General features: G+C 47.2%; 20 protein-coding genes. 1 reads left to right on the plus strand and 19 read right to left on the minus strand.

Annotated elements, in window-relative coordinates:
- Positions 1-10: 10 nt before the first annotated feature.
- The 15 genes from EL84_RS25205 to EL84_RS25275 all read right to left on the minus strand — a co-directional run bounded on the left by EL84_RS25205 (position 11) and on the right by EL84_RS25275 (position 14934).
- A complete protein-coding gene (locus tag EL84_RS25205; RefSeq protein ID WP_047843542.1) occupies positions 11-1318 on the minus strand; it encodes an amidohydrolase in 1308 nt (435 codons plus the stop codon).
- Positions 1305-1958, minus strand: coding sequence for a redox-sensing transcriptional repressor Rex (locus EL84_RS25210; RefSeq protein ID WP_036671997.1), 654 nt, complete (start codon positions 1956-1958; stop codon positions 1305-1307). The genes EL84_RS25205 and EL84_RS25210 overlap by 14 nt, the downstream gene beginning before the upstream one ends.
- A gap of 219 nt (positions 1959-2177) precedes the next feature.
- Complete coding sequence (dinG, locus tag EL84_RS25215) at positions 2178-5039, minus strand: ATP-dependent DNA helicase DinG (RefSeq protein WP_047843543.1); 2862 nt, start codon at positions 5037-5039, stop codon at positions 2178-2180.
- A gap of 142 nt (positions 5040-5181) precedes the next feature.
- Positions 5182-5829, minus strand: a complete 648-nt coding sequence (locus EL84_RS25220) for a tetratricopeptide repeat protein (protein WP_047843544.1) — start codon at positions 5827-5829, stop codon at positions 5182-5184.
- A gap of 93 nt (positions 5830-5922) precedes the next feature.
- The gene (panD, locus tag EL84_RS25225; RefSeq protein ID WP_017687742.1) at positions 5923-6306 is read right to left on the minus strand and encodes an aspartate 1-decarboxylase; all 384 of its coding nucleotides are present in this window, start codon (positions 6304-6306) and stop codon (positions 5923-5925) included.
- Positions 6299-7195, minus strand: a complete 897-nt coding sequence (panC, locus tag EL84_RS25230; protein ID WP_047843545.1) for a pantoate--beta-alanine ligase — start codon at positions 7193-7195, stop codon at positions 6299-6301. The genes panD and panC overlap by 8 nt, the downstream gene beginning before the upstream one ends.
- A complete protein-coding gene (panB, locus tag EL84_RS25235; protein WP_047843546.1) occupies positions 7192-8070 on the minus strand; it encodes a 3-methyl-2-oxobutanoate hydroxymethyltransferase in 879 nt (292 codons plus the stop codon). The genes panC and panB overlap by 4 nt, the downstream gene beginning before the upstream one ends.
- A 343-nt stretch (positions 8071-8413) precedes the next feature.
- Positions 8414-9391 carry a biotin--[acetyl-CoA-carboxylase] ligase gene (locus tag EL84_RS25240; protein WP_047843547.1) on the minus strand — a complete coding sequence of 326 codons (978 nt, stop codon included), beginning with the start codon at positions 9389-9391 and terminating at the stop codon, positions 8414-8416.
- A complete protein-coding gene (locus EL84_RS25245) occupies positions 9378-10676 on the minus strand; it encodes a CCA tRNA nucleotidyltransferase (protein ID WP_036672006.1) in 1299 nt (432 codons plus the stop codon). Before EL84_RS25245 ends, EL84_RS25240 begins: the two co-directional genes overlap by 14 nt.
- 62 nt (positions 10677-10738) lie before the next feature.
- Complete coding sequence (gene bshA, locus EL84_RS25250) at positions 10739-11899, minus strand: N-acetyl-alpha-D-glucosaminyl L-malate synthase BshA (protein WP_036672009.1); 1161 nt, start codon at positions 11897-11899, stop codon at positions 10739-10741.
- A gap of 99 nt (positions 11900-11998) precedes the next feature.
- Complete coding sequence (gene bshB1 / locus EL84_RS25255; protein ID WP_047843548.1) at positions 11999-12697, minus strand: bacillithiol biosynthesis deacetylase BshB1; 699 nt, start codon at positions 12695-12697, stop codon at positions 11999-12001.
- Positions 12694-13134 (minus strand): methylglyoxal synthase, encoded by a 441-nt coding sequence (mgsA, locus tag EL84_RS25260; protein WP_017687735.1) that lies wholly within the window; start codon positions 13132-13134, stop codon positions 12694-12696. Before mgsA ends, bshB1 begins: the two co-directional genes overlap by 4 nt.
- An 11-nt stretch (positions 13135-13145) precedes the next feature.
- Entirely contained in the window at positions 13146-13949 is an 804-nt protein-coding gene (dapB, locus tag EL84_RS25265; protein ID WP_036607633.1) for a 4-hydroxy-tetrahydrodipicolinate reductase, read from the minus strand.
- Positions 13950-14029: 80 nt separating this feature from the next.
- Positions 14030-14554 (minus strand): tetratricopeptide repeat protein, encoded by a 525-nt coding sequence (locus EL84_RS25270; protein ID WP_082219127.1) that lies wholly within the window; start codon positions 14552-14554, stop codon positions 14030-14032.
- A gap of 50 nt (positions 14555-14604) precedes the next feature.
- Entirely contained in the window at positions 14605-14934 is a 330-nt protein-coding gene (locus tag EL84_RS25275; RefSeq protein WP_017687732.1) for a nucleotide pyrophosphohydrolase, read from the minus strand.
- A 171-nt stretch (positions 14935-15105) separates the two neighbouring features.
- On the opposite strand from EL84_RS25275, the gene EL84_RS25280 reads away from it, so the two are divergent.
- The gene (locus EL84_RS25280; RefSeq protein ID WP_047843549.1) at positions 15106-15975 is read left to right on the plus strand and encodes a YitT family protein; all 870 of its coding nucleotides are present in this window, start codon (positions 15106-15108) and stop codon (positions 15973-15975) included.
- Between the two features lie 124 nt (positions 15976-16099).
- Here the strand turns inward: EL84_RS25280 and EL84_RS25285 are convergent, their stop codons facing one another.
- From EL84_RS25285 to qcrB, 4 genes are all read right to left on the minus strand, one after another.
- Positions 16100-16969 carry a sporulation protein YpjB gene (locus EL84_RS25285; protein ID WP_053061610.1) on the minus strand — a complete coding sequence of 290 codons (870 nt, stop codon included), beginning with the start codon at positions 16967-16969 and terminating at the stop codon, positions 16100-16102.
- A 66-nt stretch (positions 16970-17035) separates the two neighbouring features.
- Positions 17036-17662 carry a DUF1405 domain-containing protein gene (locus tag EL84_RS25290; RefSeq protein WP_047843550.1) on the minus strand — a complete coding sequence of 209 codons (627 nt, stop codon included), beginning with the start codon at positions 17660-17662 and terminating at the stop codon, positions 17036-17038.
- Positions 17663-17774: 112 nt separating this feature from the next.
- Positions 17775-18659, minus strand: coding sequence for a menaquinol-cytochrome c reductase cytochrome b/c subunit (locus EL84_RS25295; RefSeq protein WP_047843551.1), 885 nt, complete (start codon positions 18657-18659; stop codon positions 17775-17777).
- Positions 18660-18680: 21 nt separating this feature from the next.
- The gene (qcrB, locus tag EL84_RS25300; protein WP_017687726.1) at positions 18681-19352 is read right to left on the minus strand and encodes a menaquinol-cytochrome c reductase cytochrome b subunit; all 672 of its coding nucleotides are present in this window, start codon (positions 19350-19352) and stop codon (positions 18681-18683) included.
- Positions 19353-19363: the final 11 nt, after the last annotated feature.

Here is a 19363-nt window from a genome sequence, read left to right on the forward strand (position 1 = left end):
TGTCCTGCAATTAACGAGCAAGCAGACCATCAAATGCCAATTGAGACTCACGCAAAATGCGTTCTTCATCCAGCGTCAGACATTCGCCATGTTTCACTACTTGTTTTCCATCCACCCATACGTGTTCAACATCTTTGGCAGAAGCCGAGTAAATCGTATGTGAGATCAGGTCTGTATGTGGATAGAAATGTGCCTGTTCAATGTTAAGGGCGATAAAATCAGCCTTCATGCCAACCTGAAGTGCTCCGGTATTATTCAAGAAGATGGATTTGGCACCGTATGACGTTCCGAGTAATAACGCTTCGCCTGCTGGCACTGCCGTCGGGTCACCAGATACACCTTTGTGAATCAATGCAGCCAGTCTCATTTCCTCGAACATATCCAGGTTGTTGTTACTTGCTGGACCGTCTGTTCCGAGTGACACGGTAACTCCTGCTTTCAGCAACGCAGGTACCCGCGCAACACCGGAAGCGAGTTTCAGATTACTTCCCGGGTTATGGGATACAGCCACATCATGGCGGGCCAGAATCTCAATCTCTTCGTCATTCAGATGCACCGCATGTGCAACCAGGGATGGACGAGAGAAAAAGCCCAGTTTCTCCAGATGTGCCACAGGACGCAGTCCATAATCAGCCACGTTCTGCTCGACTTCACGAAGCGTTTCCGACATATGTGTATGAAGGGGAAGGTTTAGGTCGTTCGCGACCTGCACAAGCTTCTCTATGTAGTCAGGAGGGCATGTATATGGGGCGTGTGGCGAGATTACGGTTGTAATGCGACCATCTGCCTGTCCATTCCACTCACGTGCAAACGCTGCCGACTCCTCCAGCTTCCGCAATTGTTCTTCTTCCGAGCACAGCCCGATTACACCACGTGCCAGTGCCGCTCTAACGCCGGATTGCTCCACAACTTTGGCAACTTGATCCATGTGATCGTACATGTCCAGGAAAGCTGTAGTTCCGCCTTTCAACATTTCAAGCACTGATAGCGAAGTTCCCCAATATACATCTTCTGAAGTCATTTTCGCTTCCATCGGCCACATTTTTTCCTGCAACCATACTTGCAATGCAAGATCGTCTCCGTGCCCTCTGAGCAACGACATCGCTGCATGACCATGCGTATTGATCAGACCCGGCAGGAAGAACAGTCCTTTTCCATCCACTTTGGTACAATTTTTGTCTTCATCCGGCAATGTCTCACCAATATGCACAATCTTGTCATTCTCAACAACCATGTATCCGTGGACCACGTTCCATGTTGTGCCGCCTTCATTAACGGCAAATTTGCCGTTGTGAATTACCCATCTATTTGTTGTCATCTTCCTCGTCGTCCTTTCCAGTCTCCAAGTAATAGGCCAAACTAAGCAGATCCGTTGTAAAGTCAGCATGGTGAATGCGGATATGCGGCGGTGTTTTTAGAATGGTTGGTGCAAAATTAAGGATCGCTTCAATTCCTGATTCAATAAGCTGATCGGCTACATTTTGGGCTTCCGTATCCGGAACCGTGATAATTCCGATGCGAATATTTTCCGTTTTAACCGCTTCCGTCAATTCATCCATTGGTTTTACCGTCAAACTGTTGATTTGACTACCAATCTTCGGTCCGTATGCATCAAATACTGCAACAATCTTCATGTTGTCTTTCAGATATGCGTTGTAGTTGGACAAGGCCTGTCCTAGGTTACCCGCGCCTACCAGAGCTACATTAATTTGCTGATCAATTTTGAGAATGTGACGAATTTTCTCGATCAGATATGATACATCATACCCGATCCCTTTACGACCAAAATCACCGAAGTAAGCCAGGTCTTTACGAATTTGGGCCGGATTCAGATCCAGCCTCTGTCCAAGCTCTTGAGAAGAAACAGTAGCCACCTCACGCTGATGCAACTCGTTCAAATAACGCAAGTATACAGGCAGACGTCGTACCACCGCTTCCGAAATTTTATCCGATTTCATTCTTGCTCCCCCTTACCAAGGCCACGATAAAATAATAGATGAAAAGATGAGCATTCTGTATAAAACTCAAAGATAAACGTGACATTTTATACAGAATGCTCCTTGTAATTTGGGTTATAAGTTCTTACGTGCAACTGCTTTAATCGGATACGGAAATATCTAATAAAGTTTAACGCCAAACGATAGTGTCATGCAATGATATAACGAACAAAACAACCATTATTTTTGTTCATTAGCAGGTTTTTCCAACCACTCGGTAATTCGTGGAACCATCTGCTCCGTGAGCATGTGTTCCATTTTGGGACCAGGTAATGAATATAAAAAGAATTTACCATAGTACGCTTCAATCACCCGTGTATCATAAACAATGACAATTCCTCTGTCCTTTGCTGTACGCACCAATCGGCCAAATCCCTGTTTGAAACGAATGACCGCTTGTGGCACGGACAGTTTCATGAACGGATTTTTCTTCTGTTCCTGAAGCAGCTCACTCTTGGCTTCCACCAACGGATGATTCGGTGGCTGGAAAGGCAGTCGAACAATAGCGAGACAGGTTAGCGCGTCTCCCGGGATATCTACACCCTCCCAGAAGCTGCTTGTGCCCAGAAGTACCGTTGCTTTGGCATCTTGAAACCTGCGAGTCAATTTGGAACGACTTCCACTGTCAACGCCTTGCCCAAGCAACGAGATGTCGTTGCCAGACAGTGCCTCCTTCAGCGGATCATAGACCTGTCGCAACATCTTGTATGAAGTAAACAGAACCATCATGCGTCCACGCGTAGCAATTGCCGTCTCTGCAAGTGATTGCACCAGCATATTAACAAAGTGCGCATCACCCACACTTCCCTTCACACTCGGGAAATCACGCGGAATCACCAGAAGTGCCTGATCGCGATAGTTGAAAGGTGATGGCAACATCGACGTTAACAGCCGATTGTTCTCGGCCGCTTCCTGCAAGCCAAGCTGTTCAATCATGAACTGGAATGACTTATCTACCGAAAGCGTAGCCGATGTAAGCACAACACTTTTCTTTTTATCAAAAAATAAATCCTTAAGTTGTGCACTCACATCTACAGGTACGGCATACAGCTGGAGAGATTTGCTGCGGAATTGGCCGCTGGCTTCCATCCAGTACACCGTTTTGGCATCATCCATACGCATGAAGAAACGTAGATTCTCCTTCAATGTGGTCAGATCTTTCAGCAGTCCTGTAATGTCCGTGATCAGACTATCCGATTGATAATCATCCTGATCTTCTTTCACCTCAAGCAGCAATTTGTCCCCTTTGCGAACCAAATCGCCCAGAGTCACATAGATCTGGTTCTCCAGATCCTGCAACTCCTGCCATTTTGCAGGTTTCTGAGATGCTTTCAGACGCAGTGAAAATTGCCCCGTCTCTCCCGGTGAAGCATCACTTCGTTCAGGCAACAGACCAAACAAGGCATCGCTCATACGATCCCACAGCTCCTTAACTTCAAGAGCGAGCGGGAACATCTGATCCACCATGGAGCCCCATTGCACCGAATTTTCATGCCCGGATAACTGCGAACGAAGCATAGGCAGCTGACCATTACGACTGTCTTTAAATAGGCGGGTCAGTGTATGAACCAAGGTGAAATATTTCATATGCATTCCAAGATGTTTACCAGCGACATCCTCCAGATGATGTGCCTCATCGATCACAAGACTCTCATAGGCTGGCAGCAGCTGATGCGCGGCTTTCACATCCGTAAATAATTTGGAGTGATTGGTGATTACGATATCAGACAACCCTGCTTCATGTTTGGCACGATGGTAGAAGCATTTACGGAACCATGGACAGGATCTTCCCAGACATGATTCGGATTCACTCTGTACGGTCTCCCAGAAGTCCCCTCCGCGTCCGCTAAGGTTAAGTTCCTCATCATCTCCGGTTTCGGTCTGCGTAAGCCAGACGATCATCTGAGCAGCTGTGAAATAATCCTCTTTCGGTGTGGCGAATTCACGTTTATTGATTTTGTGTTCAAATTTGCGCAGGCACAGGTAATGTCCACGTCCTTTGAATACAGCAGCCTTAAACGGGAACGGAACCACTTGAGTCAGCATCGGAATGTCCCGCTCTCTCAATTGCTCCTGCAGATTGATCGTATGCGTGCTAACCATAACTTTCTGTTCTTGCTTCACACTTTCGTAAATAGCAGGCAACAGATACCCTAGAGATTTACCGGTACCCGTTCCAGCTTCGATCAAGAGATGTTTCTCTTCATCCAGGGCTTGCCTTACACTGCTGAACATCTGAGTCTGCGCTTCACGCTCTTCGTAATGATCCAGTGTATCCTTCAGATTCTCCCGAACCTGGTCCATAAACTGTTCGAAGCTTACACCATCGAGGGGGTTAGCCTCCCGCTCATCGCGTGGTGCACCAATATCGGTCCAATCACTTACATTAAGAGCAAGCTGACGATAATAGGTATGTCCGTCCAGATCCTGAATCGGCTCTGCTTCCTTCTCACTGCGCATTCCGTCCAAAAACCAACCCAAGTCACTGTCTTCTGGTGCAAACAGGTCACTGAGGCGCTGAATCGTTATGAGCGGTAATTCCTTTAACTCATCCAGACACTTGAGCAGCACATAGGCTGTCGCCAGTGCATCGCTGTCTGCCTGATGAGGGCGATCATGTTGAAATCCAAATTCGGAAGACACATAACCAAGTTGATAAGAACCCAGTGATGGGAATGTGATCTTCAGAAAATCAATCGTGTCCAGAATGCGGCCAGTGAACGGCAAATAACCGCAACGGTCAAGAGCATTCTGCAAAAAGTGAAAATCAAAAGCGACGTTGTGTCCAACAAGCACCACATCATTAAGTAGCGGAACCATCTCCATCATCATCTCTTCGAGTGAAGGAGCGTCCGCCACATCTGCATCGGTAATACCCGTCAACCCCGAAATAAACGGGGGGATCGGTACACCAGGGTTCACATAAGAACTATATATTTGAGTTATGCTGTAGTCATGATCTATGATGGCAAGTCCGGCCTGTATAATCTCACCGTCGGACTGCGTGCCGGTTGTTTCGAAATCCAATACGGCAAATTTCATTGCAATGTACGGTCCCTTCCATTCCAGTCTATGTTACAGCATAGCAAAAAAAAGGGGATTTGAAAATTAACTGACAAAAAAGCGGTGTCCCCGCCGCTATGCCAAAGGAGGGAACACCGTTTTTTTGTCGCCGAATTCCCGCTTAATGAAGGGTCGTCAGCTGATTAGCATATTGCAATTTTCCCCTGTTCAACCTGCATGCTTCCATGTTGTACAGGGGTTCGGTCAATGTTGGGTCATACTGAAGGGCCTGTGCAAAGAGTGAACATGCAGCTTCGGGATTGGCAAGCTTGGCTTGAATACAGCCTAGGGCGTTACACACAAGCCCTTTCAAGCGAGGTGAACCTTTAAGGTACATGATCTGCTGTAAATGTGTTCCGGCTTCCGCCATTTGTTCCAGATTCAGATACGCGAGCGCCAGGTAAAAACGAGTCAATGCACTCTCCGGATGGTCGGTCACAACCCGGGAGAACTGCATGATCGCCTGCGGATACATCTGTAATTTGAAATAACCCTGACCTCGACTGAAACATTCCAGATGGATTTCAGGCAGAGCGGTAACAGCTTCCTGTTCCGGTTCAAGGGAAGCAGGCTTATCCATCTCCCGCTCCCTCACCTGGCTCATCTTTTCTTCAAACATCAGCCATTCATCCAGCATTCCGTCACTCATCCGCTTAAGCAAGTTCCACTTTTGCAGCAATTCTTGTTTGTTCAGGCCTTCAGCGGAAGGATAGCTCTTGATAATTTCATCTAACATGTCGTTCATTTCTGCGAAAACATGCTGGAACATCGATGCATCCCCACCCTTGAAAAAATGGATTAGTGCAGTGACCTGTACTCATTTTTTGCTTCAAGGGCCGATTTCATTCTCCTTACCAGTCGATTACATAATTGTTGCGTGGACTTCCTGTTTCATCGTTTGTACAGGTTTATTCTGCCCATCTACAAACACAACGGTTGGTTTGTGAGTATTTGCCTCTTCTTGCGACATCATGGCGTAAGAAATGATAATGACGTTATCTCCTGGCTGTACCAGACGTGCAGCTGCGCCGTTAAGACATATGACTCCGCTTCCGCGTGGTCCTGGAATCACATATGTTTCCAGACGTGCACCATTGTTGTTATTCACAATTTGCACTTTTTCGTTTTCCATTAAGTCGGATGTTTCCATCAAGTCTTCATCTATGGTAATGCTACCCACATAGTTCAAGTTGGCTTCCGTTACCGTAGCCCGGTGAATTTTGGATTTCATCAGTGTTCTAAACATGGGACAGTACCTCCGATTTTTGCAACCTTATATTGTCAATCAATCTTGTTTTTCCGAATTTCACCGCAAGTGCGATGAGCAGATCGTCACGGCCTTGAACTTCTTCCTGATCTGTGAGCGGCTCCAGACTTGGAAAAGCCTGAATCTCGGCGTAGTCGATAACGGCAAGCGGTGAGGTTGCAATGTTCTCGCGCAGAATACGACGGATATCTGCGGCTGTAGTAGCTACACCTGTATCTGCGGCTTCCTGAGCTGCACGCAGTGCCTTCGACAGAACCAAGGCCTGTGTACGCTGTTCTGCGCTAAGATAGACATTACGTGAACTGAGAGCAAGACCATCCTCTTCGCGAACAATCGGACAGGGTACAATTTCTACAGGCATATTCAAATCATTCACCATCTGTTGAATGACCGCAACCTGCTGAGCGTCTTTCATTCCAAAAAATGCACGCTGTGGCTGTACGATGTTGAAGAGCTTGGAGACTACAGTTGTTACTCCGTCAAAATGTCCTGGACGTGAAGCGCCACATAAGCGCTCCGTCAGTTTTGAGACAGATACGGTCGTTTGCGTTGCCTGTGGATACATCTCTTCAACAGAGGGAATAAATACGATATCCACTCCTTGTGAGCGTGCTGTTTCCACATCTCTGGCTTCATCCCGCGGATAACTGTCAAAATCTTCATTAGGGCCAAATTGAATTGGATTAACAAATATGCTTAATACCACGATATCGCTCTGTTGTCTGGCTGCCTGCATCAAGCTTGCATGACCTTGATGAAGATAACCCATTGTTGGTACAAGACCTACAACAGACGCACTGGACCGAATCGCTTGACGCTTCAAGCTTAGTTCCTGTCTTAACTCTGCGATTGTCCGTAATACTTTCATGAGTTACTCCCCACCTTTTCCTTGCGTTGTCCGCCGTACAGTTGATCCAGAACACCATCCGCAGCATTGAATACATGCTCTTCGGCAGGGAACGAACGATCTTTCACTTCTTTCACGTAAGCTTCGATGCTGGTTCTGATTAATGTACCCACATCTCCATAGGTTTTGACAAATCGTTTGGGTGTATACGGAGAGGCGTATTGAACCACATCGTGGAATACCAGTACCTGACCATCACAGCCTCGTCCTGCTCCAATTCCGATGGTAGGGATGGACAGTTCCTCCGAGATCGCCCGTGCAACTTCTTCCGTAACCAGTTCAAGCACAATGCCAAACGCACCTGCAGCTTCCAGAGCTTTGGCTTCGTCCATCAGGCGTTTCGCATCCGCTGCATCCTTGCCCTGAATGCGGTAACCACCAATCTGATTAACCGATTGAGGTGTCAGTCCGATATGTCCAAGAACAGGCACGCCTGCATGCACGACTGCTCTGACGGTGTCCGCTATCTCGACTCCGCCTTCCATTTTAACCGCATGGGCATGCCCCTCTTGCATCAGTCGACGTACACCTTTAAGCGTCTCATCCACGCTGCCATGATAGGTCATAAAAGGCATATCAGCCACAATAAATGTCTTCTCAGCACCGCGCACTACGGAACGTGTGTGGTATACCATGTCGTCGATGGTCACCGGAAGCGTCGAATTATAACCCAGTACTACATTGCCGAGTGAATCACCTACCAGGATCAGATCAATACCTGCTTCCTCTGCTAGGAGCGCTGTTGGATAATCGTAAGCCGTGATCATGGTAAGCGGCACGCCATCCTGCTTATATTTTTTCATTTTCACAATATTCAACGCTTGTTTGTTCGCCATTTTTTTCATGGCTCCTTTCTTCTTTTCAAATAAACGCAACAAAAAAACCTTTTAGTTTTCCACTAAAAAGTCCCGAAAAGTCAAAAAAGAGTCACTTGCGATCGTCCCTTCTGTCTCGGTCCTCTTCGGCTCAGAGCAGAATCCAACAACTCACTTAAACGTATTTCATTCTTGCACTGCGGTCTGCTTACATAAAACACATCAAAGCAGAACAAAGGTTACTGTTACGGGAGTGCAATTCGGTCTGCATTAGCCGATATCGCCTCACGAACACAGTATACCAAAGTTCTGCTCAAACTTCACGTCTTATGTTCATTTTACCAGTGAAAATTCGACAAATTGTTTATGATTTCCAGGAAATCTCACCAGAGATGATTAGCGTATGTTCTCCATCGTGCTTCTCCACGATAAGTGCACCAGAAGGGTCAAGACCAATTGCCTTCCCTTCAATCACACCATGAGGATTCGTCACTGTAATCTCTCGATTCATCGATACGGACAGGGCCTCCCATAGAGCTGAGATCACGCCAAATCCTTCTTTTTGATACAAAAAATACAACTGTTCAAGCTCCGTCAAAATGGCAGCCGTTAGTTTGGTGCGATCAACGGATTGACCCGTCTCCATCTTGAGCGAAGTAGCGATTGTGGTCAGATCTTCCGGATAATCCTCGGGATCAAAGTTCACGTCAACGCCTATACCTGCGATACAGTATCTGACTTCATGATCTTCTACCGTAGATTCAAGCAATATGCCACATACCTTGCGTCCGTCAATCAACACATCATTTGGCCATTTGATGCCCGCATCAGCTCCTGAACAAGCTCGAACGGCACGACATACAGCCACTCCTGTTAATAAAGTTAGCTGCGGCGTATGCTGAAGTGGTAGATCAGGGCGTAACAGGACACTCATCCAGATTCCTTTACCCGGAGGAGAGAACCACTGTCGACCGAAACGTCCTCTTCCTCCTGTTTGTTCTTCCGCAATGACCACAGCGCCTTCTGCCTGCCCTTGCTCAGCTAGCTTGAGAACATCCCCTTGCGTAGACAGGGTCGAAGCCAACAAAACAGCCTTACGGCCAAATACGGTTGTATCCAGGGCCAATTGGAGGCCAGTAGCGTCAATGCTATCCGGCTTCGTTAACAGACGGTATCCTTTGCGGGATACCGCTTCAAACTCATAACCCATGTCTCGCAACTTGTTCACATGTTTCCACACAGCGGTCCGACTGATGGACAGATTACGGCTGATCTCTTCACCCGATACGAATCGTCCTTCTGCATTTAATAACATATGTAACAGATCTTCATGTTTGGTCATCTTGAACCACCCGCTTCACTTCTGCACTTAATGCTTCATGCTGATTCGCTATCGTTCCAATCGCCGTTTCTCGTAACAAATGTTTCATTAGTTGCCCCAGCCAAGGCCCGCCTTTGCGCTGCACCATTTGTAACACTTGTTCCCCTGTAATATCCAACTCTTTCAAGTCATGCACAGGGATCGATTGACTCCATTCGGCTGCAAGCTCTTGTACTAATACAACCTGCATTTCTGCCGGTTCGGACTGATTCCGCCATTCTGCTGGCAGTGCAGACTGTATTCGAAGCCAATCATCCGCCGCCTGAACGCCACAAGCCAGAACAGTAACGATCCAATCGGAACGGAGACTGACCGTATCCTTCGGCTCCTGCACGGAAGTATGAATCAACTGTTCCACCTGGAGGACCCCTGTTATACGAGAACGATGTTCATTGGAAAATGTCCACTGACGTAATAATACATCTGCTTCATCCTTGCTATAACCGCCAGCAATCAGGATGAGTGACCAACGAAGCAACACATGCTGACCTGACAATTGTTCCAGATTGGATAACAACATCTTGTTAAATCGGGTCGAGCTTACCGGCGCTTTGATATGCGCAAGGGAATCACTTCTGTATAACAGCTCCAACCCTCTTAGAGGATGCGGTCCAGACATCATTTTTACCATCTCGGTACGTACCCGTTCCATTGCTATATGTTGAAGCAGGTCTTTCTGCCTTACAAGACCCTTCCACGTGTTATGGGCAATTTTGAAATCAAATACTGAAGCAAACCGGACACAGCGGAGCATCCGCAGTGCATCTTCACCAAATCGTTCCATCGCAGAACCCACACATCTGACTCGCTCTTCCTTGATATCTGCCTGTCCACCGAACGGGTCAACGATTGTCCCAGTGACGTCCATAGCAAGAGCGTTCATCGTGAAGTCACGCCGCTGTAAGTCTTCCTTGATATCCTGAACAAATTGAACCGCAGCAGGTCTGCGATTATCCTGATATTCGGATTCTGTTCGAAATGTGGTCACTTCAAAGTAATAACCGCCTGAACGAACGGTAACCGTACCGTGTTGCAAACCTGTAGGAATACAATCGTCAAACAGTTCCATGACTTGCTCAGGAGAAGCAGATGTCGTGATATCCATATCGTCCACAACACGTTCCAGCAATTCGTCACGAACGCAACCACCTACCCAATATGCCTTGTAGCCATGTTTGTTTAATGTTGTGAGTACATTCTCACTTTGCATTGCCATTTCACGATCTACCTGTGTCCATTGAACCACCACATATCACCTCTTCTCTTGCCTGTTGTGGTATGCACAGTATGATTTCGTCTAAGAAATGATTAACCGCAAACCGGCTTCAGATTCGGAACTTCCCTTCCCAACACCCGGTAATATATCTGTTCATATTCATGCCGAATAGCATCATTGCAAAAGTCGTGATGCGCGCGCTGAAGACATGCTTCCCTGAACTCAGCAGCCAAACGATCGTCCGTCAACAAACGAATGGTGTTCTCGGCCATGGATTGTGTATCCCCAATCGCGGATAAGTAACCCGTCTTACCATGTAAGACCAGTTCCGGAATTCCTCCGGCCTGTGAACCGATCGTGGGTACGCCACAAGCCATTGCTTCGAGCGCCACAAGTCCGAAACTTTCCTTCTCCGATGGAAGCATCAACACGTCCGCCATGGAGATGACCTGAGCAATGTCATCCTGTTTGCCAAGGAAATGAACTTTATCATTCAAGCCGAGATCATTAATCTTCCATTGCATCTTCGGCAAATCAGGTCCTTCACCAACAAATAACAGTTTGGCAGGAACCTGCTCCTGTACCTGACGGAAGACCTCTACCACATCCTGAGTTCTTTTCACCGGTCGGAAATTGGAGATGTGCATTAATATTTTTTCGTCAGGCGTAGCAAAGTCTCTTCGCAGACTGGCAGCATCCCGCGGATAATATATTCGTTTGTCAATAAAATTATAGGTTAGATCGATTGGACGCTGAATATCCAGCAATTCGACCGTTTCTCGAATCAAATCTTGTGATACGGCAGTAACCGCGTCACTTTCATTAATGGCTAGACGGATCAGATCCTTCAGAGATTCATCCTGAGCCAGAACCGTAATATCCGTTCCATGTAACGTGGTAACCACTTTAAGGCCGTCCCCTACCATTTGTTTCGCCAGAAAGGCACATACTGCGTGTGGCACGGCATAATGAACATGCAGCAGATCTAGCTGCTGTGACTTAGCCACCTGAGCCATCTTTGTTGCCAGTGACAGGTCATACGGAGGGTAACGGAAAACATAATAATCATTTACTTCAACTTCGTGATAAAAAATATTTTTCTGGAACGTACCCAGTCTGAACGGGATACTGTTGGCAATAAAATGAACCTGATGCCCCTGTTCGGCAAGTAATTTGCCCAGTTCCGTTGCGACAACGCCAGACCCGCCGAGGGACGGATAACAGGTGATGCCGATTTTTAGCTTTTTATCCATCCTGTGGACGCTCCTTTGATCTCCCGCTTCATGCAGGTTGATATAATGCAATGGAATAATGAAACCCTTCGTTTCATTAAACGTAAAATGTGAAATCGCTTATTGGGCACCCGAGCCAAATTGATGAACCACGTAAGGTGTAATTGTAGCAAAACCTTCTGCAAACGGGATGAGACTGCGTTGTCCGAGCAAGGAATCGCGGGCTCTTACACGATCAATATACCCTTGATTCAATGGCGTTGAGACCGCTCCGTCTCCCAGTTCGAATTGGGAACGATAAGAGAGCAATGATGCTTCTTTTTGCTCATAGTGTTCCGTAATATCAACAATCAAATCCGTAGGTCCGATGTCATTAATAAAGTAAAAATAAAGTTCCTTCACCTGCACGGCAGGCATGTCCGGCAAGTAGTTGCGAAGCTTGGCGTTAAATACAGCCTCCTGCACAAGCTTACTGCAATTGACATGATCCGGATGACGATCTTCCCAATACGGAGCAAACACCATCCGAGGGGCATGACGCCGTATCTCAGCCGTCACCGCCTGTACATGTTCAGGCGTAAGATATAAGCCACGATCAGGAAGCCCCAGATTCGTTCGACACGAAAGACCGAGGACGCGGGAGGCTTGCTCCGCTTCCTCGGTTCTGCGCTCTACTGTTCCGTTGGAAGACATCTCAGCACGAGTCAGATCACACACGCCTACTTTCAAGCCGGCAGCGGTATGTTTGGCAATCGTTCCACCCATACCAATCTCCGCGTCGTCTGCATGTGCTCCAAAGATGAGAATATCCAGACTCATTCGGAATCACCTGAATTCAATCCAGCCTCCGGCTTGTACTTATGTACCAGCTCTCTCCAGGCAAAATCGCCACGATCCAGAGCCTTAACCAGAATCTCAGCGGTTGCGATATTGGTGGCAAGTGGAATTCCCTGCACATCACAAAGACGTAGCAACGCATTAATATCCGGCTCGTGAGGTTGTGCCATCAATGGATCGCGCAAGAAAATAATCAGATCCATCTCATTTTGCGCAACCAATGCTCCGATCTGCTGATCTCCGCCCAATGGGCCTGATTCGAATCGATGAATCTTCAGAGACGTTCCTTCCATAATACGAAGGCCTGTTGTTCCTGTAGAATATAATTGATGGTCCGTAAAAACAGGCTCATATGCCGTCACGAAGTTAACCATCTCTTCTTTTTTACGATCATGGGCGATAAATGCTATTTTCAACATGACAATCTCCTTTAGTCGATAAAGTGGTCAAATCCGTAGATCATTCCTGTATACTCCATAACCTTTTGCACACCAATCTTAACACCAGGCATATAACCTGCGCGCTCGTAGGAGTCATGCCGAATTTTGAGTGACTGTCCATAGTCTCCGAAAACAACTTCCTGCTGCGCGAATACACCAGGCAATCGTACACTGTGAATTCGGAAACCATTGTAATACCCGCCTCGTGATCCTTCAATCGTTTCTTCCTCATTTGGATTACCTTGACGAAGTTCTTCCCGATTGGCAGCAATCAGTTCCGCTGTTTTGATCGCAGTTCCTGAAGGAGCATCCAGCTTCTGATCTCCGTGATATTCGATGATCTCCACATTTGGCATATGTTTGGCAGCTTGTGCTGCGAATCGCATCATCAAAATGGCACCAATCGAGAAGTTAGGGGCAATAAGCCCTCCAATTCCTTTATCCTGGCACTGCTTGTCCAACTGTTCGATCTGCTCCGGCGTGAAGCCGGTAACACCCATGACAGGTCTGACTCCATGACGGATCGCGATCTCAGTATGTGCAAACGCAAATTGTGGTACTGTAAAATCAACCATAACCTGAGGTTTTGTTTCGGCAAAAGCCATTTCGATATCATCAGTCACCAGCACCCCACACTCTGGCAAACCAACAAGGGTTCCTGCATCCGTGCCTGCTCCGGAGCGGTTGACAGCCGCTGCAAGCTCCAATTCCGGGTCCTGAAGTACCAATTTCACAACTTCACGGCCCATACGGCCAGCCGCTCCGATCACGGCAACTCTGATTACTTCACTCATATTGACTGCATCTCCTCACTATGTTGGATCATATCGTAGAATCCATTTCAACTCGAAAGAAATCTTTGCAAAATGAATTCTTATTGAATGGATTTCATACGTTGCTTGATTTCCTGTAACATCTGATGCAGTTGCCCATTCTGCGGATCCAGCAAAATTGCCTCACGCAGCGCCTGAATTGCATAGTCAAATTCATTCAAATCACTGTAAGCCAGCGCAAGCATAACATGAGCTTCCACTGAGAGCGGATCAAGTTTGACCGCTTCTTCCAGAAGCGTAGACGCTTCCACATAGCGCTCCTGTGTTGCAATACCGGCCTGCTCCAACAGCAACTTCGCTCTGGAGGTCAATTGTTTTGCTTCCAACGTCTGCAGATGCAAAATATACTCTTCTGTTCCTGGCGACAATTCAACCGACTTGCGTGCATATTCAAGCGCTGGAACCAGATGTTTGCTGCGGGCGTGTGTAATGGAACAGCGATAATATAACTCCGCATGTTTTGGATGAGCGTGAATGGCTGACTCGAACCAACGAATCGCCTGTTCAAAATCATTTTGCAATATACAGCGGTAAGCCTGCTGCATATATTCTTCCGGTTTCATCATTAAGCTGACCCTCCCCGATCGGGTGATGGTACAGCATATGTAATCTACGCCTAATCGGTGTTTTTGGGAGTCCACCGATTGGCATCGCGGGTGTTAAATTTATGCATGACTTTATCGTGCGCCTCAGCCAGATCAATTCCCAGTGAGTTCGCAAAACAAATCGTGATAAATAAAATATCTCCAAGCTCAAGTTCAATGGAATTGGCTGCTTCGGAAGATTTCTTCGGCTTCTCGCCGAATTCATGATTCACTTCCCTGGCGAGCTCCCCAACCTCTTCAGACATCCGGGCCAACATGGCCAGAGGACTGAAATATCCCTCCTTGAACTGGGAGATATACTGATCAACCTCACGCTGCATTTCTGCGATGCTTTTCTCCATGAGAACGGATTCTCCTTTGAAATGATGTCGTATTTGTTCCTAATAATATCAGTTATTTAGATTCACTTCCACCATCATCAGCGACAAATCATTTTTAAAGAATCAATAAACAGGTATACTAGATGGGAATGATTGCTTCTTCATTCTAATTTATCTACAGCGAGGGATCTTATGAGCACTTCCAAAACCTGGATACAAGTTAAACTGGTTCTTCCCATCGTACTGGGTACAGCCTTATATGCCTTTGGGCTCCTCTATTTCATTATCCCCAACCAGCTTATGGAAGGTGGCCTCACCGGGGTTACGGTGCTGATCAATTACGCTTTTGGCATCTCACCTTCACTTACAACCTTGATTCTGAATGTTCCCCTCTTTCTGATTGGGCTCAAAATTTTGGGCGGCAGACAGATGATCTATACGGGTATCGGCATCGGGGCATTGACCGTTTTTCTATGGTTGTTTGAGAAGTTGATTCATATGGGCTGGATTGAACCATTACATACCGAGAATGACCTCCTGCTCGCAGCCCTATATGCAGGTGTCACCCTCGGAGCCGGCCTTGGCATTGTATTCCGTTGGGGCGGAACGACGGGCGGTTCAGACATCATTGCCCGTATTCTCAACCGCAAGTATGGATGGAGTATGGGCCGAGTATTACTGGGCATCGACTTTGTCATTATCGGGCTCTCTCTCATCTACATCCCCAAAGAAAAAATTCTGTATACGCTTGTAGCTGTATTCATCGCCTCTAAAGTCATCGACTTTATTCAGGAAGGTGCATATTCTGCCCGGGCATTTATGATCATTAGTGACCATGCACCCGAGATTGCGGACCAGATCACACGGGATATGGATCGTGGCGTCACCCTCATTCCAGCCATTGGCGCGTACTCTAAACAGGCCAAACACATGGCCTACTGCGTGATCTCCAGGCAAGAGTTCAGGAGATTGCAGACCATTGTACGTTCCATTGACCCGAGAGCTTTTGTCATCATCAGCGATGTTCACGATGTACATGGCGAAGGTTTCAAAGAAAGCTGATATAACACAGAAACTACAAGAAAACCTCTTTTTACATGAAGAGCCGTTAGCGTGGCTGTTCATGTGGAAAGAGGTCTTTTTTATATACCACTTATAGACCAGGATCCATCAAGTTCATATCCCATTAGCGCCGAAAAGGAAAAATCCCTTGTTGCTGCGCACGATACTTACGGTATCCGGCGTAACTTAACGTTGCCACAATGACCGAACTAATGAGCAGCCCGGCTGCCCTGCGATCAGGACCCTGTACAAACGGTACAAAGGCACTCTCGTCCTTCTCGCGACCAAACAACTTGTTCACCAGTTCCTCCCCATGGCCAACCATGCTCTTTAATTGAGCCAGATCAGGTTGCTTGGCAGCGGTAAGCCCTTTGGTATGAGATAACCAGGCGTCCATCTGAGCAATTTCATACGGTTCACGGCGAATCAGTGCGGCAGGACGAATCGTCTCATAATGCTCCTCCAGAACGGTGTAGCGGTTTGCCAGTACGGCCGCAGTTTGCCCTTGATTTGTAGCAGCGGATAAAGCGTCCAGATCGTTTTTCACGATTTTATAATACTGAAGCCATAAAGGCTTGGTTGGATTCGCGAGACTATCTGCTGCAAGTCTGAGTTTGGCAGAGGACTGCTGAAGAGAAGCGTCGTCATTTTTCACCTTCACAACGGCTTGTTTCACTTCAACTATGGTTTCGGACAAGGCGTGAATGCCCTCGACTGTTGTTTGTCCCTCAAAGGAGATATGCTCCAGACTTTTACTGATACGCAGAATGCTTCCGCGCACTTCTTCAATATTATTCTCGAGCGCCTGACGATACAATATGGCTGCTTCCTCATTCAGTTGTGCAATTGAATTGCTTGTGGACACTTGCTGATCTGAATTCGAATTTAATGCTTCACTTTGCGCGGATACACGATATGCTAAGTTCGTCCAAAGCAGCAGAGCTATGAACGATACCACCAATAAGCCAGTTTTGATCCCAAACGTTCTCTTCATGGACATCCCTCCCACCACCAATGTATGGCGGGGGACAGTTCATTAGAACAAGCTCAAGATCGGATATCAGGTTCGTTTCGCTTGTCTTAAGGCCAGCCACGCGCACAGAATGCTCACCAGTGTCAGTCCGAATGTGAAATTACGCACACCATCTACACGATCATAGAGGGAAGCGGGTAACCATGGGTAAATATCATATGTATAATCCATCGTATCGTTCAACAGCGTCCAGAGACCTGCAACGACAAGGGAAGCCCAGCGGAAGCCGAAAAAGCGTACATAAATAAGAGCTTCAATGGCCATCGCACTATGCGAAGCAATCAACATCCAGTCTTGCCAGTGCTGTGTACCACCTTGCATCCAGCCAGCGAAAATAATGGATACAGCCCACACGCCATATTTCACAGAGGTGACCACGGCAAGCGCCTGAATCACATGTCCGATCCGTTTGATAATGATGGACCGTGGTGGGTACAAGATCCATAACAACGCTAAAGTAAAAAACAAACTCGCTGTTGGACTATCCGGCACAAATACGATCTGCCAAACCGGCTGCTCAGCCAGCGTCAATTTCATTTGCTCTCCGTACCAGATGTATCCGTATACCGTTCCTACCGCATTACACCAAAATAATAGCCACAGGAAATAACGATTGGTTAGAAATTCCCTACTCCAGAAATACGATAAAGCCACATTCCCTGCCCCTTCCTTCATCAATATTGTGCACGATACAGTGCTGTCCAAAAAAAACACTTCAAAAAAACCTGACCGCATAAACGATCAGGTTTCATTGGTTATTTCGATTTTACTGTTCTGCTTTCTGTTTCGCAAGCCATTCGGTCAGATGAGTGATCTCTTCATCCGTGACACCTTGAGCGATGGCGTTATTGTACTGAGGAGGCATCTGGTTATAACCATCTTTAATGATGGTCAGAATCTCTTCCTGGCTGTGCTTGTCACCCACACCCCGAAGTGAAGGTCCACTTGCGCCCTTCATATCAGCCGCATGGCAGCCAATACAACCGGCCTTCTTGTACGTTTCCATTGCAGGATCATCCTGTTCCACGATCGCAACTTCTTCTTGCTGTCCAGGTGCATTGGAAACGGGTGGGAGTCCCTGTTCACGCCTCTCCAGCGCTTCTTCTTCACGTTGAATGTGTTCAGGTTTCTGTCCACTTGCTTCCAACTCATGCTCGTAGTGCGTCCACGCTACATTTGTCAGGTAAAATACAGAAATGACCGACAAAATCATCAGTGATGAAGCAATCGGGCGTTTATAGAAACGCCGCTCCTTGCCTGTATCCAGGAATGGTGCCAGCAGCAAAGCTCCAAAAGCGACTCCGCTGACCCCCAGTACCCCGAGCAGAACGTAATCGCCCGATGCGTAAGGATACTTCAAGTACTGATACAGAAAAAGGAAGTACCAGTCCGGCATAGGAATTACGGATGCGCTCGGATTGGCCGGATAGCCCAAAGGTGCAGGTTCTGAGATCGTGAGAACCAGAATTCCCACCAATACAACGACACCAACCATCCATTCTTTCAGCAGGAAGTTGGGGATAAAGGCTTCTGATTTGCCGGGATACGCCGTGTAATCAGGAGGGGTAATGAATCCCGCCCCTTTACGGACCCGTGAATCACCGACAAAGATAACCTTTTCCTCATCATCCTTCTTATGTCCGTGAGCCATTGCGATTCCTCCCTTCTCAGTTTATAGTGGTCCCGAAATGCCCTGTCTGCGGATCATGATAAAGTGTCCGACCAGAAGCACCAGAAGCACAGCGGGGAGGAAGAATACGTGCAGGGCAAAGAATCGGGTTAGTGTCTGTGCACCAACAATCGTACCGCCTTGCAGGAATTCTTTAATAATCGGTCCCAGCCAAGGAACCGTATTGGCAATCTCCAGTGTTACTTTTGTTGCAAAATAGGCTTTGTTATCCCATGGCAACAAGTACCCTGTCAGCCCCAGGCCCAACATGACGAAAAAGATCAGCATGCCAACAACCCAGTTCATTTCACGCGGTGCCTTGTAAGAGCCTGTAAAGAACACACGCATCGTATGTAAGAACATCATTACGATAACCAGACTGGCTCCCCAGTGGTGCATGCCGCGAACAATTTGGCCGAAGGCTACTTTGGTCTGCAGGTACTCCACACTAGCGTAGGCATTGATAATATCAGGTACATAATACATGGTCAGGAACATGCCTGACAGAATCTGAATAACAGTAATAAAGAACGTCAATCCACCAAAGCAGTACACGAATGCGGAAAAGTGATGAGCCGGATTTACATGCTCTGGAACTTCATGATCCGCAACGTCCCGCCAGATTGGCGTGATGTCAAGACGCTCGTCAATCCAGTCATAGACATTTTTAAACATCTGCGTTCACG

The sequence above is a fragment of the Paenibacillus sp. VT-400 genome (assembly GCF_001029205.1).
In the GTDB taxonomy this organism is placed as follows: Bacteria; Bacillota; Bacilli; order Paenibacillales; family Paenibacillaceae; genus Paenibacillus; species Paenibacillus amylolyticus.

Bases quoted from the DNA above. Each gene is read 5' to 3' on its own strand.
- EL84_RS25205 (WP_047843542.1), bottom strand. From the start codon at position 1,318: ATGACAACAAATAGATGGGTAATTCACAACGGCAAATTTGCCGTTAAT.
- EL84_RS25210 (WP_036671997.1), bottom strand. From the start codon at position 1,958: ATGAAATCGGATAAAATTTCGGAAGCGGTGGTACGACGTCTGCCTGTA.
- dinG (WP_047843543.1), bottom strand. From the start codon at position 5,039: ATGAAATTTGCCGTATTGGATTTCGAAACAACCGGCACGCAGTCCGAC.
- EL84_RS25220 (WP_047843544.1), bottom strand. From the start codon at position 5,829: ATGTTCCAGCATGTTTTCGCAGAAATGAACGACATGTTAGATGAAATT.
- panD (WP_017687742.1), bottom strand. From the start codon at position 6,306: ATGTTTAGAACACTGATGAAATCCAAAATTCACCGGGCTACGGTAACG.
- panC (WP_047843545.1), bottom strand. From the start codon at position 7,195: ATGAAAGTATTACGGACAATCGCAGAGTTAAGACAGGAACTAAGCTTG.
- panB (WP_047843546.1), bottom strand. From the start codon at position 8,070: ATGGCGAACAAACAAGCGTTGAATATTGTGAAAATGAAAAAATATAAG.
- EL84_RS25240 (WP_047843547.1), bottom strand. From the start codon at position 9,391: ATGACCAAACATGAAGATCTGTTACATATGTTATTAAATGCAGAAGGA.
- bshA (WP_036672009.1), bottom strand. From the start codon at position 11,899: ATGGATAAAAAGCTAAAAATCGGCATCACCTGTTATCCGTCCCTCGGC.
- bshB1 (WP_047843548.1), bottom strand. From the start codon at position 12,697: ATGAGTCTGGATATTCTCATCTTTGGAGCACATGCAGACGACGCGGAG.
- mgsA (WP_017687735.1), bottom strand. From the start codon at position 13,134: ATGTTGAAAATAGCATTTATCGCCCATGATCGTAAAAAAGAAGAGATG.
- dapB (WP_036607633.1), bottom strand. From the start codon at position 13,949: ATGAGTGAAGTAATCAGAGTTGCCGTGATCGGAGCGGCTGGCCGTATG.
- EL84_RS25270 (WP_082219127.1), bottom strand. From the start codon at position 14,554: ATGATGAAACCGGAAGAATATATGCAGCAGGCTTACCGCTGTATATTG.
- EL84_RS25275 (WP_017687732.1), bottom strand. From the start codon at position 14,934: ATGGAGAAAAGCATCGCAGAAATGCAGCGTGAGGTTGATCAGTATATC.
- EL84_RS25280 (WP_047843549.1), top strand. From the start codon at position 15,106: ATGAGCACTTCCAAAACCTGGATACAAGTTAAACTGGTTCTTCCCATC.
- EL84_RS25285 (WP_053061610.1), bottom strand. From the start codon at position 16,969: ATGAAGAGAACGTTTGGGATCAAAACTGGCTTATTGGTGGTATCGTTC.
- EL84_RS25295 (WP_047843551.1), bottom strand. From the start codon at position 18,659: ATGGCTCACGGACATAAGAAGGATGATGAGGAAAAGGTTATCTTTGTC.
- qcrB (WP_017687726.1), bottom strand. From the start codon at position 19,352: ATGTTTAAAAATGTCTATGACTGGATTGACGAGCGTCTTGACATCACG.